Raw genomic sequence first — 15,425 nt, 5'->3', positions numbered from 1 at the left:
AAGTCGAAGATGACGACCTGCGCTTGGATGGAGACGCACCTGTAGCCGATGACTTGCCACCACTCACCCTGGGCCCGGTAGCTGACTTGTCAGACTGAACCTTAGCCTTGACCGTCTGAGACTTTTCAGCCTTGGCCTTTTCCTGTTTGTTCTGGCTCATCGGCACTCCTTGACTGTTGCGGACCCACCACCCGGGACCTGGATACCTGTATTGAGACTATCAACCTTTGTAGACGGGCCATCCCACCGGATGGGCGGCATTACACCGCCCATCGCAGCAGATGTCATTCCCCGTCACCCTCGGATCCGCTGTCGGCGGGGGCGGATTCGCCGGTACCCGTAGTGGCGATGGGCTGTTCCTGTGCAGCCAGGGGAGCGGCCTGGGCGATGACCTCGCCCTGATCGGGGGAGGCACCATCCGTCTCCTGGTCGGCCTCGTCCTTTTCGGCGTTCCTGGCAATCGAGAGAATCTCGTCACCCTTGTCGGGCTTGGCCAGTGTCACGCCTTGTGTGTTGCGTCCGGTCCGCTTGACCTCGGCCACGTCGGAACGGATTACCTTGCCTGACTTCATGATGGCCATGATCTGGTCATCCTCGTCCACCACCAGGGCACCCACCAGTGATCCACGGCCTTCGACCATGGCAATGGCCTTGACCCCGTATCCATTACGTCCTTGGAGACGGTACTCGCTCAGGGCCGTACGCTTGGCAAAGCCCTCATCGGTGACCACCAGGAGGTCCTCGTCGGACTCCTCGGTGACAACGTCCATACTGAGCAGTTCGTCACCCTCGCGGAACTTCATTCCCTGAACACCGGTGGTCTGCCGGCCCATGGGGCGCAAGGTCTCGTCATTGGCGGGGAACTTGACACTCATACCCTTGCGGGAAACCAGGATGATGTCATCCTTCGCGTTGCAGAGTGCGGCACCAACCAGTTCATCGGTCAGCACACCGTCCTGCCCATCTTCACCGCCCTCGGCCGCGCCGAGCTCCATCAGACGAACGGCGATCAGGCCGCCCTGGCGGGGCGAATCGTACTCGGCCAGGCGGGTCTTCTTGACCTTGCCGGTCCGAGTGGCCAGGACCAGGTACTCCGCGTCGTCATATCCGTGCAGGGAGAGGACCTGTTCGATACTCTCGCCCGGACTCAGCTGGAGGAGGTTGGCCACATGCTGACCCTTGGAGTCGCGGGACCCTTCGGGCAGCTCATAAGCCTTGATCCGGTACACCCTGCCCTTGTTGGTGAAGAAGAGCAGCCAATTATGGGTACTGGTCAGGAAGAAGTGGTCCACCACATCGTCCTCACGCAGCTTGGTGCCACGGATACCCTTGCCTCCACGATGCTGTGCCCTGTACTCATCCGCCTTGGTCCGCTTGACGAACCCGGAATGGGTGACCGTGACCACAACGTTCTCGTCGGCAATCAGGTCCTCGACGTTCATCTCGCCCGAGTAGGGAACAATCTTGGTGCGGCGCTCATCGCCATACTTGTCGACGATTTCATCGAGCTCTTCGCCCACGATGGAGCGCTGACGTTCCGGATGGGCCAGAATGTCGTTGTAGTCCGCGATCTTGCGCATGAGTTCCTCATGCTCGTCCAGGATCTTCTGCCGTTCCAGGGCGGCCAGACGGCGCAGCTGCATGGCCAGGATGGCATCGGCCTGGACCTCGTCCACATCCAGGAGGTCCATCAGACCGGTCCGGGCCGATTCGACATCCTTGGAGGACCGAATCAGGGCGATGACCTCATCGATCATATCCAGGGCCTTCAGGTACCCCTGGAGGATGTGATCGCGTTCCTCGGCCTCGCGCTTGAGGTAGCGGGTACGGCGCTCAACCACATCCAGCTGGTGGTCCACCCAATGCCGGATGAAGGCATCGAGGCTCAGAGTGCGAGGCACCCCGTCGACCAGGGCCAGCATGTTGGCACCGAAGGTTTGCTGAAGCTGGGTGTGCTTGTACAGGTTGTTCAGGACCACCTTGGGCACGGCATCACGCTTGAGCACCAGAACCAGACGCTGACCTGTACGGCCGGAGGTCTCGTCCCGCATGTCGGCAATACCCTGGATCTTCCCATCACGCACGGCCTCACGGATGGAGGAGGCAAGCCGGTCGGGGTTGACCTGGTAGGGGAGCTCGGTGACCACCAGGCACATGCGGCCACGGATCTCCTCGGTGTTGACCACGGCCCGCATGGTGATGAGACCACGGCCGGTCCGATAGGCCTGTTCGATGCCCTTGTGTCCCAGGACGGTTGCACCCGTGGGGAAGTCAGGCCCCTTGATGATGCTAATCAGGGCATTGAGGAGTTCCTCCTTGGAGGCTTCCGGATGGTCCAGGGCCCAGTGCACGCCCTGGGCGACCTCACGCAGATTGTGGGGCGGAATGTTGGTGGCCATACCCACCGCAATACCGGCCGAACCGTTGACCAGGAGGTTGGGGAAGCGGGAGGGCAGAACGGTCGGTTCCTGTGTCTTGCCGTCATAGTTGGGGATGAAATCGACCGTGTCCTTGTCGATATCGCGGACCATCTCCATGGCCAGGGGCGCCATGCGGCACTCCGTGTACCTCATGGCGGCGGCCGGATCGTCGCCGGGGGAGCCGAAGTTGCCCTGTCCGTCGATCAGAGGGTAACGCATGGACCAGGACTGGGCCAGTCGCACAATCGTGTCGTAGATGGCCGCGTCACCGTGGGGGTGGTATTTACCCATCACGTCGCCCACAACGCGGGAGCACTTGTTGTATCCCCTGTCGGGGCGGTAACCGCCGTCGTACATGGCGTAGATGACCCGCCTGTGCACCGGCTTCATGCCATCACGGACATCGGGGAGTGCACGCTCCACAATCACAGAAAGGGCGTAGGAGAGGTAGGACTCTCGCATCTCCTGCTGCAGGTCAATGGGCTGAATCCGCTCACCCTGGAGAAGACCGTAATCGGTGTTGTCCATCTCCTGGGGGCTCAGCGGTTCGCGCGACCCGTCGGGCAGGTTGATGCCCTCCTGGTCCGAACTATTGCCGTTGTTGTTGTCGTCTGCCAAAATCGATCCTTAACTCAAATGGTGAACAGAGGAGGCGTCCTGCTCAGGCGTCGATGAACCGTGCGTCATGGGCGTTGCGCTGGATGAAGAGACGGCGGGGTTCGACCTCGTCTCCCATGAGCATGGTGAAGGTCTCATCGGCCTGTTCGGCATCCTCGATGTGGATCTTCTTGAGGATGCGGTTCTCCGGGTCCATGGTGGTCTCCCAGAGCTCCTGGTAGCTCATCTCTCCCAGACCCTTGTAGCGCTGGATTCCTTCGCCCTTGGGGAGCTGACGGCCGGAGGACTTGCCCTCGGCCAGCACCCTGTCGCGCTCGGCATCCGTGTAGACGAAGTCATGGGGGCCCTTGGTCCACTTGAGCCTGTACAGAGGAGGCATGGCCACATACACATAGCCGGCCTCGATCATGGGCCTCATATAGCGGAAGAAGAGGGTCAGGTTCAGGGTGGCGATGTGGGCACCGTCAACATCGGCATCGGCCATGATGATGACCTTGTGGTAGCGCACCTTGTTGATGTCGAATTCCTCGCCGTAACCGCCGCCGACGGCCGTAATCAGGGATTCGATTGTGTCGGACTTCATCATGCGGTCCAGGCTGGCCCGTTCCGTATTGAGGATCTTACCTCTCAGCGGCAGAATGGCCTGGGTCATGGGATTGCGGCCCTGAATGGCGGAACCGCCTGCGGAATCACCCTCCACGATGAAGAGCTCGCACTCCTCGGGGTTGCTGGACTGGCAGTCCTTGAGCTTGTCAGGCATGCCCGCCGTCTCGAAGATGGACTTGCGCCGGGTGTTCTCACGGGCCTTCTTGGCGGCAAGACGGGCGTGCGAGGCCTCAATGGCCTTCTGGATGATGCTCTTGGCTTCGGATGGGTGGGAATCGAACCAGTCGGTCATCCGCTCGGTCATCACCCGCTGCACAAACGCCTTGGCCTCCGAGTTGCCCAGCTTGGTCTTGGTCTGACCTTCGAACTGGGGGTTGGTCAGCTTCACCGAGATGACGGCCGTCAGTCCCTCACGCACATCGTCGCCGGAAAGGTTGTCGTCCTTCTCCTTGAGGATGTTCTTCTCCCGGGCGTACCTGTTGACCATGGTGGTCAGGGCAGCACGGAAGCCCTCTTCGTGGGTTCCGCCCTCGGTGGTCGAAATCGTGTTGGCGAAGGTGTGGACCGACTCGGAGTAGGAGGTTGTCCACTGCATGGCGATTTCGGCCGATATGCCCATATCGAGGTCCTCGGCCTCGAAATCGATGATGTCCTCCTCGACCGGAGAGGCCTTGCGGACCTTGACCATGTAGTCTACATAGTCCTTGATGCCGTTGGCATACTGATAGCTGACGGTCTGACCCTTTTCGTCCGGGTTCTCCTCTTCGCCGGCGACCTCGTCACCGGTCTCCTCATTGGGACGCAGGTCGGTAAGGGTGATGCGAAGCCCCTTGTTGAGGAAGGCCATCTGCTGGAAGCGGCTGCGCAGGGTCTCGAAGTCATACTCCGTTGTTTCGAATATCGCCGGATCCGCCCAGAAGGTGACCGAGGTGCCGGTATGCTCGTCCGGCCCCAGGGGTTCATCCTTGGAAAGGGGAGCGTTGGGGGTCTGGTCGCGGAAGCTCTGATGCCAGTGATAGCCCTGACGCCGCACCTGAACATCGATGCGGGTGGAGAGGGCGTTGACCACGGAGATGCCCACGCCGTGCAGACCTCCGGAGACCGCGTAGCCGCCGCCACCGAACTTGCCGCCCGCGTGGAGCTTGGTCATGACCACCTCAACGCCGCTCTTCCCCTCGCCGGGGACCTCGTCAACGGGGATGCCACGACCGTTGTCGACAACGCGGATGCCGTTATCGGGAAGGATGGTCACTTCGATATGGTCCGCATACCCGGCGAGCGCCTCGTCGACCGAATTGTCGACGATCTCATAGACCAGGTGGTGCAGGCCGCGGGGACCTGTGGAACCGATATACATACCGGGACGGATGCGCACGGCCTCCAGCCCCTCCAGAACCTTCAGATCGCTGGCGTCATAATGACCAGGGGAGAGGGAGTCATCCAGCTGGGCACTGTCCAGCTGTTCCTGGGGCTTCAACCCCTCCTGCTCAGGTGAATCTTCAGACGGATCAGCATTAAGATCTGCCACGGTATTCCTTTCTGCACCTTCGCACCATCCCGGTAATCAGATACGTACACGGTTGCACGAAGGACTTTGCCATGGTCATTACATTCCAAATCGTCCATAAAGGGGTCTTGAAAGCGTTTGACCGTCTGTCCTATAGATTACCAGCCTTATATGACTTTGGGCTCTCAGAAAGCTCAGGAAGTACCTTGATTGATTCACTCCTCCTCGGAATCACCCATAGGTGTCGCGCACACCCCGGCCGGGTGGATCAAAGCGTCCCCTCCTGAAGGAGTAGTTGTGGGGACCTGTCACCCTGACCTCCGTCACAGGCATCTGCAGGCGCTTGGAAATCGCTTCCTTGAGCTGTGGGACCAGGTAGGTCAGCTGGGTGGCCCATACCGTGGTCTGGGCCTGGACGACCAGGACACCGTCCTTGTAGGAGACCACCCGCGAGTGGGCGGCTATGCCGGGCCCAACCACCGTATCCCATCGGTTCCGTAGACTGGCCACCTTCATATGGGGCATCCATCCGCCACCGGTGGCTAAGGAAGTAATCACCCCGCCCAGGCGATTGGGATCCCTGCCCGGCTTGCCGAATTCAAACCAGGACTGGAGGGATCTCTCTTTCATATCCTTCTGCTTGGCCGCCTGGCGGGTGTACTCCTCGAAGATCCGTGCCGGAAGGAGACGTTGATCGAGATGCAGTGTTTCAACGACGGGAGCCCTCATGACCTGCCACTCTCCCGTACGGAACCGTTCCGGGTCAGATCCGCCAGGGCCTTCCTGATTTCCTCGTCCTGCTCCTGTTCGGAAGAGTCGGTCTTCAGGGAATCCACATCCACCAGACGGGCCCCATCCAGCGAGGGGATGTCCCCATCCGCCGCAGCGGTTATCAGAACCTGGTCCTGATCCCGGGCAAAGGCAAGGATCTGACTCCTACGAGCCTCGTCAAGCTGGGCGAAGACATCATCCAGGACCACAATCGGCCTGATCTGTTTGGACTGGATAATCACTTTGAAGAGGGCCAGTCTCAAGGCCAGGGCCAGGGTCCACATCTCGCCATTGGAGGCGAATTCACGGGCTGGCATCCCGTTCAGCCCGAAGACCAGGTCATCGCGCTGGGGACCTATCAGATTGGTTCCCCGGGCCACCTCACCCGGATAGATTCGTTGGAAATGAAGGCTGACGGCCTCCTCTACCGAACCTTCGGATACCGTCTGATTGCTGATTTCATCCAGGGATGGGGCATAGTCCAGGCTGGCTTCCTGCCCAGGACCGGCAAGGTCGGCATACAGGGCCCTGAACGGTTCCGCGAGCGCAGCCACCAGGTCCACCCGCCGTCTGGTCAGGTCCAACCCCGCTCGAATGAACTGCCCGGTCCATATTTCCAGGCTTGCAAGGATGGCATTGCGTTGGTCGGCCCCCTGGTCGCCCTGTTTGAGCAGCTGCCTGAGCAGGGTCGAACGTTGCTGGGCGATATGGGCGAAGGCCTGTCGGCTCCTGAAGTAGTCAGGATCCAGAAGGGCGCCGGCCTGGTCCAGGAAGGCCCGCCGGACCGAGGGTTCTCCCGAAACCATGCGCTGGTCTTCCGGCGAAAAGGTCACACACGGCACCTGACCCACCAGACTGCGCATATACAGGGACGGCCCGCCGTTGATACGGCCCCTTTTGGCCCCCTTGGCCGCGATGGTCAGCTCGTAGTCGTCCGATTCACCGTCTCCCTGAACCCGTGCCCTGACCGTGGCCTTGCTCTGTCCTCGCTCCACCAGGGGCAGGGAGGAGGATACGCGGTGGCTGGTTCCGGTTGAAAGGACCTCGATGGACTCGACAAGATTGGTCTTGCCCAGCCCGTTCCTGCCCTTGAGGATGGTTACACCTGGTTCCAGATCCAGGAGGCATGTGCTCCAGGAACGGTAATGGTCCAGTACCAGGCGGGATATGTACACGGAACGCTTCCTCGGATGGGGAGGCCCACTTGCCCTGCTGTCGGTTGCGGATTCCTCGAAAAGAGGTCCGCAACCGGTGCAGACCAAAAGCGGGCAGGTGACTGATCAGTTGTTGAATCGCATGGGAACCAGCAGGTAGCGATAGTCCATGGACTCCTCGGAGTCCTTCTCCTGCTGCCCGTTGAACTCCACGGCCTTGACGGCCGAGGTCATCTTGACCCGGACGAACGGTTCGGTAATGGCGCTGAGACCGTCAATCAGATAGCCGGGGTTGAAGGCCACAGTGATTTCCTCGCCATCCAGGTCCACGGGGAGGACCTCGTTGGCCTGGGCCTCATCAGCACTTCCTGCACTGAGGGTCACCTCCTGGCCTGAGAAGAGCATCCTGATCGGGGCATTTCGCTCGGCCACCAGGGCAACACGTTTGATGGCATCGATCAGCTCCTGGCGGGAGATGACCGCCTGAATCGGATATTCGTCTGAGAAAAGCCGATCAACGGCAGGGAACTCACCATCGATCAGCTGGGAGGTCGATATCTTCCCGGCGTTCTCAACGCCCATGATGGTGGGGTTGTCCTGCTCATAATCCATGACAACGTTCTGATGCTCATCCAGAGAGCGGGCGATGTCCCGCAGGAGGGAGCCTCGAATCAGCATGGAGGTGGAGAAGTCGTTGTCCTTCGGAGTCCAGGTGAAGCTGGAACGCGAAAGGCGGAAACGGTCGGTGGCGGTCATGACCACCTTGTCCCCGTTGATTTCGGTCTTGACGCTGGTCAGGACCGGTCGGCTCTCCTCACGGGAAACGGCGACGATCGCCTGGGAGATGGACTGCACAAAGGTCTCGGCATCCACCTGGCCCATGGTTTGGGGAACTGCAGGGAGGTCCGGATACTCTGTATCGGGCATCAGCTGCAGTGAGAAGGTCGACTTTCCTGAGGTGATGGTGAGCTTGGAACCCTCCGTCGACAGGTAGGTCTTCTGCGCAGGAAGTGACTTGGTTATGTCTGCGAGGAGTTTGCCCAGGACCAGTGCGGTTCCTGGTTCGTCGACTCCTGCTTCGATGTGGTTCCGTGCGGAAACCTCGTAATCGAAAGCGGAAAGTTTCAGTGTTCCGTCGCTTGCTTCAAGCTTGATGCCGGCCAGGATGGGCGATGCCGGACGCGACGGGATGACGCGCGTCGTCCAGGCGATGGCGTCCGATAAGGCGGCTGAGTTGACTTCGACTTTCATGTGGGCCTTCTTTTCGATGAGTGATCTGGATTCATTCTATCGAACCGGTCTGCTTTTCAATCAGGCCTGCCCTGGTTGTCTGATTGAGACGATGATGAGTTGCATAAATATTCATGAGTTCGTAGTAGTAAGCATGGTGGATTGTGTGGATAAGTTTTAATTTCCGTGCAACCAGGTGGATAAGAGCAGATTGGTGATTGTGGATAAGCTGGTTAGGAAGTGTGCATAAGAAGCCGATTTATCCACAGGAGCCGAGAAATTCTGAAATATCCACATTTTCAGGGTGCTTATTCGCTGGTACTCCACCACTTTTCCACGATAAATCGGTGGGTTATTCCCAAGGTTTGCCCACATCTGGGGATAAGTGGGTGGATAACTTTTCTGATTCGTCCCCCGCATACCAGCGTGTCGCTATGCGTTTGCGGGCTGTTTGAGTCTGACCGTCAACTCCATGACATAGTTGTAGATTTCCCGCTTCTCCTGCATCTCATTGGATATTCGGGTATAGGCATGCATGACCGTGGTGTGATCCCTGCCTCCGAAGACCTCACCGATATCGACCAGGGACATGCTGGTCATCTCCCTGGCCAGGTACATGGCAATCTGCCTGGCCAGAGCGATGTTCTTGGTCCTGGTGCGGCCCACGATGTCATCAAAGGTCAGATGGAAGTACTTGGCCACCTGGGTAATGATGTCGGTCGGCTTGATTTCTATGTCGGTTGCGAAGAAGTCCTGCAGGGTCTGTTCGGCCAGTGCCGGAGTGACCGGCTGATTGTTCAGGCTGGCTACGGCCGTGACCCTGGTCAGAGCCCCCTCCAGTTCCCTGATATTCTCGGTGAACCGCTCGGCTATCAGATCCAGGACCTCGTTGGGGATGCTGACCCCGTTCATCGAGGCCATCATGCGAAGGATGGCCACACGGGTTTCACGGTCCGGGGGCTGGACATCGACGGTCAGTCCGGAATCGAAACGGGAAATCAACCGTTGCTCAAACCCTTTGAGGTTCTTGGGTGGAACGTCCGAGGCGATGACGATGCGCTTGTTGGCATCATGCAGGGCATTGAAGGTATGGAAGAACTGGTCCAGGGTAGCTTCCTTGCCGCCCAGGAACTGGATGTCGTCGATCAGGAGGACATCCACCTCCCTATAGCGTCGGTTGAACTCGGCGATCTGCCCGTTCCCCTGGGTGGAATTCTGGAGGGCGTCAATGAACTCGTTGGTGAATTCCTCGGAGTTGACGTATCTCACCCGGAGCGACGGATCCTTGACCAGGGCGTAATTTCCGATGGCATTGAGCAGGTGGGTCTTGCCCAGGCCCGAACTGCCGTAAATACAGAGCGGGTTGAAATTCTGCCCGGATCCCTCGGCCACGGCCAGGGCGACGGTTCTCGCGAAGCGGTTGGAGTCGCCGGGGACGAAGGTGTCAAAGGTCGCGTTCTTGTTGAGATGGGTTTCGGAGTCCCTCTCCACCCTGTTCTGACCCATGGGGAACTGGGGGACCGAGAAGGGTTGGTGCTTCTGAGGTAGGGAGGTCTCACCCGGTTGCTCACCCTCATGTATCCCAACGGGAACAACGGAAGGCTGTTCAGCGAGTTCCGCCTGCATATCAAGGGTCATGGGTACATAGGTGCCCTGATGGAAGTCGCTGCTCGAAATAATCGGGGTCTTTTGACCGGTGTCCTGAGCGGCCCCTGCCTGGGAGACGGGGTTTCCCTGGTTCGGCTGCCATCCGGTTGAAGTCTGCTGCTCGCCCTGATCGGTTTGGGCCGGCTGGGAGGGCTGATATGAGGGAAGGACTTCAGCTTCCTTGGCTGCATCTGGCTGGGTGTTGGGGACCTGCCTGAATTCCCCGCTGCCCACGAAGCCTGCCTGAGGATTCTCGCCCTGTTCCGAATTGGCCTGCTGGGGGTAGACGATTTTGATGGCGGGGAACATTTCCTGATTGGTGACCAGCTGGAGGGCGTTGAAGAGGGGCTGGCTCAGCGGACCCTGTACCGCCTCCTGGGTTTCCTTTGAGGAGACACGCAACACGATAGTGGTGCCGAACACGGCCTCGGGGGTGATGTCCTCCAACCATCCCTTATCGCGGGAGGTGAGTGAGTTGCTGTAGCGAAGCACCTGCAGAACCGCGTCCCAGATTCTCTTGGCCTGGGCCGTGGCATCCAGCGGATCCTGCGCCATCTCCAACTCCTCTCATACGTCCAGGCCGTTCCCGATGCATCGCGTGTGCTCAGTGGCGTCCTTACGGATAGACAGTAGACCATTGTTACACCCTTGTAAGGAGGTTATCCACAGGCTCGCGTGTTGTTCCATGGTCGAATGTGAATAACAGTGATGTAATTTGTGGATAAGTCCGATGCTTGATTCCCCTCTGTTTACGGGGATTTCACCAGCCTGGAGGGCACGAATCCAAAAGCTGATGGCCGGGAAAAGTCGTCTCAGGTTCTCTTCCATTTCGACCTTCGCCTGAACGTGACTCAAGAGGTTCCTCGAGGAAGGGGCAAATGTGGCGAACTCGGGACCATTTTGTTTTGACTCGGTCCCGCCTGATGTGTACCGTAGTATAGCTTGACTCATGACGAGCCGTACTCGAGTATGACTACAACCAGGAGCGATTAATCATGAAGAGGACATTCCAGCCCAACAACCGCCGTCGCCACATGAAGCACGGATTCCGCGCCCGCATGCGTACCCGCTCGGGCCGCGCCCTGATCAACCGTCGTCGGGCCAAGGGTCGCAAGTCCCTCTCTGCCTGAGTCGGACTCGACCTCCCGCAGACGGTGGAACGGCTGAAAAGCCACCGCGATTTCACCACGGTGCTCAGACGGCGTAGGCGAGTCAGCAGTCATGATCTGGTCATCCATTATCTGATACCTGATTCTGTGGCGGTTACCTCACCTCCTGCTCGGGGCGATCAAGCAGCCTGTGACGAGCTGGTTCAAGACCGTCGTCGCATGGGTCTTGCCGTATCCAAGAGCGTGGGCAATGCCGTAACCAGAAACAAGGTAAAGCGGCGGTTCCGCCAACTGGCCCGCGCCAAGGAGGGTCTCCTCCCATCTTGCTGTGACCTGGTCATCCGAGCAAAGCCCGGTGCGGCCGATGTGCCTTTCCAGGACTTGGATCAGCAGATGGACCGTCTTTTCCGTGATCTGACCTTGAGGGTCGGTGGAGGCCGGTCGGTTCCCGGGGGTGCGGGAAGAGCTGACCACTTGACGAATGAAACCGGAGAGGCAGGTGTGGCGTGACGCTGTCTCCGACCGGTGTGCTTGAGGGTGCCATCCGCTGGTACCAGAGACACCTGTCACCGCTGTCACCGCCACGTTGCCTGTACTACCCGACCTGTTCCCAGTACGCCCTGACCGCAGTCGGGCGTTTCGGCGCCCTGAGGGGGTCCCTCCTGGCCCTTCTGCGTCTTTTGCGGTGTACCCCCTTCAACAGCGGGGGCATCGATGATGTGCCACAACGGTATTCACCCTTCTATCGATTCTCATGGTCCAAGGCCCATGAAGAACCAAGACTGACGCCTATGGTCTCGGACAAGGAGACGGCCTGACAATGTTCCAGAACACGCAAACCTTTACTTTCGATACGGGCATATACGGCTTCTTCTATAAGATTCTGTACCCCATTGAGTGGCTGATGACCTACATCATGTACTTCTGCCACGAGTTCCTGACCCTTATCGGTCTGCCCGACGGGCCGGGGCTGGCCTGGGCCCTGTCTGTGGTTCTTCTGGTGATCGTGGTCAATATCTGCGTCCTGCCGCTCTTCATCAAGCAGCTCAGATCCATGCAGCGTATGCAGGCCATCCAGCCCAAATTGATGAAGATCCAGAACAAGTACAAGAACAAGAATGATCCGGCCAGCCGTGAAGCCATGAGTCGCGAGACCATGAAGCTGTACCAGGACCACCACGTCAATCCTGCAGGATCCTGCCTTCCCATGCTGGTCCAGGGACCGGTCTTCATGACAATGTTCTATGTGCTCTCTGCGGTCCCCTTCATTGCCCGGGGGGTACGCAAGCCACTGGGCGCCTTCAACGTCGATGTGGCCAAGGAGTTCGAAGACACCACCTTCTTCGGCCTGAAGATATCCGACAACTTCACGTCGGCCCAGGGAGCCGGCCGCATCGTCATCGTCGTTTTCATCATTCTGATGTGCCTGGCCATGTTCTACTCGCAGTTCCACAACGTCCGTAAGAACATGCCGCGCTCGGCCATGCAGGGCCAGCAGTACAAGATGCAGCAGATGATGGCCTTTATCTTCCCGGTCATGTATATCTTCTCCGGCATCTACTTCCCCTTCGCCGTGCTGATCTACTGGTTGACCAATAACCTCTGGAATCTGGGACGGACCCTCTTCCAGGTGAGGCACATGCCCACTCCCGGGTCTCCTGCAGCTGAGGAGAAGGAGGAGCGCGATCACCGTCGGGAGAACGCCCGCCGTAGTCATCAGGGCCTGCCATCTCTGGAAGAGGAAGAGCTGATTGAGGCCAAGAAGGCCGAGGAGGAAGCCCGTAAGAACAAGGGTGTATCCCACCAGCGCACTCAGCCCCGCCGCAAGCGTAAAGGTCATTGATTCGAAGTGGTGAATCACCAGATGAATGGTGGTTTGCAATCGTCCCGACCGTGTATCCTCGGTATTGGACACTCGTTCTATGGCGATTGAAGAAGTGGCCCGACCAGTCATCGGACGAATGTAAACGCGTGTAAGGAGATTATGAATGTCTCAGGAGCAGGAAAAGACGATTGACCAGCTCAATGAGGAAGCGGATATTGCCGCCGACTATTTGGAAGGTCTCTTGGATATCGCCGATTACGAGGGTGATATCGAGATGGGAGTTCGGAACCATCGCCCGACTGTGCAGATTGTGGCTGATGATGACGAAGATATCAAGCATCTGATTGGGCATGATGGCGAAGTTGTGGATGCCCTTCAGCAGCTGACGCGTCTTGCAGTGCAGCAGAAGACGGGGGAGCGGTCGCATCTGATCGTCGACGTGGATGGCTTCCTGCAGAAGAAGAGGTCGCTCCTGCGTGAGCGGGCCCTCGATGCCATCGATGAGGTCCGTGAAACCGGTGAGCAGGTTGATATGCCGCCGATGAACTCCTTTGAGCGCAAAATCGTTCACGACATGGTTCGTGAGGAGGGGCTCAAGTCCCGGTCTCATGGCGAGGAGCCACACCGTTACGTTTCCGTATACATCAAGGCTGCAGGTCATCAGGACGACGACAAGCCCGTCCCTGAGACATTCGATACCCCTGACCAGGTCGATGAGGTTGATGGGGATTTCGATTCCAAAGAGTAGGGCTTGCATGACCAGGGACGCTGGTGCGTGAGCGTCCCTGGTTCTCTCCTGCATTGATATTGGGATTGTTGTGAGATGCCGGCTTGTTGGAGCAGGTCTATGAGGTTGGAAAGAATACAGCATGATTAAGGATGCAGGGAATGGAGTCTCTGCGGGCATGGATCTGCCCCAGACCGATGTTCTGGAAGGGAATCAGGTCCTGGCTCAGGTGCTGGGTGATGCTCTGGCCCCTCTGAAGGTCTTCCATGAGAAGCTAGCCCGTGAGGGTGTAGAGCGCGGAATCATAGGTCCGCGCGATCAAGGAATCATCTGGGAACGTCATATCCTCAACTCTGCGGCCATTGTTCCTTTTGTTAAGGAGGCCTTGGCTGAAGGAATCGGGCCAAGAATCGCGGATGTTGGTTCAGGTGGAGGATTCCCCGGGATTGTGCTCGCCTCCTGCATGCCCAGTTGCGATGTGACCCTCATTGAGCCCATGGAGCGTCGGGTTCTCTGGCTTGGTGAAGTCATTGACGAGATGAACCTGGAGAACGTGACTGTGCTTCGGAAACGTGCCGAGGAGGTCATGCCTTCTTCCAAAAAGGTGGATAAGTCAGGTCGCCGGAAAGTACGTCGTCTAGAGAATCATCCCCGTCATGGGAACTCGGGCATGGGCGGCTCTAATCATCGAGGCTCCGAAAGAGGAGCGAATGAGTCCGAGATTGTCGGAGATTCTTCTCAAGCGCCATATGATATGGTGACCTGCCGCGCTGTGGCACCCATGACCAAACTGACTGGCTGGACCCTGCCCCTGCTTCATGCAGGCGGCCGGCTTATAGCACTGAAGGGTAGGTCGGCAGAGGCTGAAATAGACAAGGCCGCAAAAGAGATAAAGAAGAATCGTGGGATGAATCCCCGGGTCTGTGAAGCACCTGTTGGTCCGGGTCTTGAAGAAACCCATGTGGTTCTCGTCGATAAGGTGTGAGTGAGTAGAGTTCCTGGAAATTACAAGCGTGTAGTTTGTGGAGCCGGATCGTTTGGAATTCCTTGTTGGTGAGCGCTTAGCCGTAGATCAGTTCTATAGATTAGTCTTGGCGTAACTGCTCTAATAGAACTGCTTCGATGTTTCACGTGAAACAATCCCGCTGCAGACGTTCAATCTGCACTGCGCTGCTGCAGTAATTGTCTTCTGCCATTTTGATTTACGATCGGTGGAGTGAGCGGTACATATCTAATAAGCATTGGGGGCAAGCCGCATCATATATGATTAGGACCTGCTGTTCTCCGAACAACAGTGTGGCTACAGAGCAGCTGAAGTGTGATTACTGCTCCCGACACTGTCCTCGTGATAAGACTTCAAGTAATAATGTGTACGAGATGGTTGGCCAGAGCTCTACCTTCTGAAGAAACTGTCTTGCAGAGTCTTATGGACTACTAGACTGCTTGTAGACTGCATAATACTCGATTACTGATTAGCTTCCCCGGCCATTTGTTTCACGTGAAACATGCAGTCTCTTGCTTGGACTTTGGAAACCTCTGGTGTTTCTTCGAGAAAGAGTGAACAGACCTCTTGGAGTGGTTGTTAAGGATGGCCGAGCTCTGATATTTGGCTTTCGGTGTACTGACAGAGCGAAGATGAGCTTCTCGATTCAGTTTTATAACCCCTTAGATTCCGTTAGTGAGACTAGAGCAAATGAGGTCTGGCGCACTCTGCTGCATAAGACAAGACTGTCTTCGGTGAGCACCCTTTTACTAGGGAAGTGAGTTTCCCCATGGTCCAGCGCTCTTCAGTGAACTGATAACCGTAATGC

12 protein-coding genes are annotated in these 15,425 nt (G+C 57.9%); 6 read left to right on the top strand and 6 right to left on the bottom strand.

All coding sequences use genetic code 11. From position 1 onward, the window contains the following. Nucleotides 1-284 precede the first annotated feature (284 nt). The 6 genes from gyrA to dnaA form a co-directional block, all read right to left on the bottom strand. Nucleotides 285-3,038: a DNA gyrase subunit A gene (gene gyrA / locus H3V08_RS06770; RefSeq protein WP_198182036.1), complete on the bottom strand. Its 2,754-nt coding sequence runs from the start codon at nt 3,036-3,038 to the stop codon at nt 285-287. Between the two features lie 43 nt (nt 3,039-3,081). Then, nucleotides 3,082-5,121 (bottom strand): DNA topoisomerase (ATP-hydrolyzing) subunit B, encoded by a 2,040-nt coding sequence (gyrB, locus tag H3V08_RS06765; protein ID WP_202961036.1) that lies wholly within the window; start codon nt 5,119-5,121, stop codon nt 3,082-3,084. Nucleotides 5,122-5,382: 261 nt separating this feature from the next. After that, complete coding sequence (locus H3V08_RS06760; RefSeq protein ID WP_033491027.1) at nt 5,383-5,880, bottom strand: DUF721 domain-containing protein; 498 nt, start codon at nt 5,878-5,880, stop codon at nt 5,383-5,385. Continuing rightward, on the bottom strand, nt 5,877-7,097 hold the full coding sequence (gene recF / locus H3V08_RS06755; RefSeq protein ID WP_198182035.1) for a DNA replication/repair protein RecF: 1,221 nt from the start codon (nt 7,095-7,097) through the stop codon (nt 5,877-5,879). The genes H3V08_RS06760 and recF overlap by 4 nt, the downstream gene beginning before the upstream one ends. 105 nt (nt 7,098-7,202) lie before the next feature. Next, a complete protein-coding gene (dnaN, locus tag H3V08_RS06750) occupies nt 7,203-8,327 on the bottom strand; it encodes a DNA polymerase III subunit beta (RefSeq protein WP_198182034.1) in 1,125 nt (374 codons plus the stop codon). A gap of 411 nt (nt 8,328-8,738) precedes the next feature. Then, nucleotides 8,739-10,508: a chromosomal replication initiator protein DnaA gene (dnaA, locus tag H3V08_RS06745; protein ID WP_198182033.1), complete on the bottom strand. Its 1,770-nt coding sequence runs from the start codon at nt 10,506-10,508 to the stop codon at nt 8,739-8,741. Nucleotides 10,509-10,948: 440 nt separating this feature from the next. Between dnaA and rpmH the strand changes: the two genes are divergently transcribed. The 6 genes from rpmH to H3V08_RS06715 all read left to right on the top strand — a co-directional run bounded on the left by rpmH (nt 10,949) and on the right by H3V08_RS06715 (nt 14,599). Beyond that, entirely contained in the window at nt 10,949-11,083 is a 135-nt protein-coding gene (gene rpmH, locus H3V08_RS06740) for a 50S ribosomal protein L34 (RefSeq protein ID WP_033491033.1), read from the top strand. Between the two features lie 24 nt (nt 11,084-11,107). Further along, complete coding sequence (gene rnpA, locus H3V08_RS06735) at nt 11,108-11,572, top strand: ribonuclease P protein component (protein WP_081830847.1); 465 nt, start codon at nt 11,108-11,110, stop codon at nt 11,570-11,572. Continuing rightward, a complete protein-coding gene (gene yidD, locus H3V08_RS06730) occupies nt 11,569-11,880 on the top strand; it encodes a membrane protein insertion efficiency factor YidD (RefSeq protein WP_052108982.1) in 312 nt (103 codons plus the stop codon). The genes rnpA and yidD overlap by 4 nt, the downstream gene beginning before the upstream one ends. A 2-nt stretch (nt 11,881-11,882) precedes the next feature. Continuing rightward, nucleotides 11,883-12,905 carry a membrane protein insertase YidC gene (gene yidC, locus H3V08_RS06725; protein ID WP_033498480.1) on the top strand — a complete coding sequence of 341 codons (1,023 nt, stop codon included), beginning with the start codon at nt 11,883-11,885 and terminating at the stop codon, nt 12,903-12,905. 145 nt (nt 12,906-13,050) lie between these two features. Then, nucleotides 13,051-13,635, top strand: coding sequence for a Jag family protein (locus H3V08_RS06720; RefSeq protein ID WP_033491035.1), 585 nt, complete (start codon nt 13,051-13,053; stop codon nt 13,633-13,635). 121 nt (nt 13,636-13,756) lie between these two features. Beyond that, nucleotides 13,757-14,599, top strand: coding sequence for a 16S rRNA (guanine(527)-N(7))-methyltransferase RsmG (locus H3V08_RS06715; protein WP_232340181.1), 843 nt, complete (start codon nt 13,757-13,759; stop codon nt 14,597-14,599). Nucleotides 14,600-15,425: the final 826 nt, after the last annotated feature.

The sequence above is a fragment of the Bifidobacterium sp. M0307 genome (assembly GCF_016100445.1).
Classification (GTDB): domain Bacteria; phylum Actinomycetota; class Actinomycetes; order Actinomycetales; family Bifidobacteriaceae; genus Bombiscardovia; species Bombiscardovia coryneformis.
The sequence above is the reverse complement of the archived record's forward strand: the minus strand, read 5'-3'. Positions and strand labels throughout refer to the sequence as shown.

What these genes read in the sequence shown, in the direction of transcription:
- H3V08_RS06760 (WP_033491027.1), bottom strand. Translation starts at nt 5,880, where the DNA reads ATGAGGGCTCCCGTCGTTGAAACACTGCATCTCGATCAACGTCTCCTT.
- dnaN (WP_198182034.1), bottom strand. Translation starts at nt 8,327, where the DNA reads ATGAAAGTCGAAGTCAACTCAGCCGCCTTATCGGACGCCATCGCCTGG.
- dnaA (WP_198182033.1), bottom strand. Translation starts at nt 10,508, where the DNA reads ATGGCGCAGGATCCGCTGGATGCCACGGCCCAGGCCAAGAGAATCTGG.
- rpmH (WP_033491033.1), top strand. Translation starts at nt 10,949, where the DNA reads ATGAAGAGGACATTCCAGCCCAACAACCGCCGTCGCCACATGAAGCAC.
- yidC (WP_033498480.1), top strand. Translation starts at nt 11,883, where the DNA reads ATGTTCCAGAACACGCAAACCTTTACTTTCGATACGGGCATATACGGC.
- H3V08_RS06720 (WP_033491035.1), top strand. Translation starts at nt 13,051, where the DNA reads ATGTCTCAGGAGCAGGAAAAGACGATTGACCAGCTCAATGAGGAAGCG.
- H3V08_RS06715 (WP_232340181.1), top strand. Translation starts at nt 13,757, where the DNA reads ATGATTAAGGATGCAGGGAATGGAGTCTCTGCGGGCATGGATCTGCCC.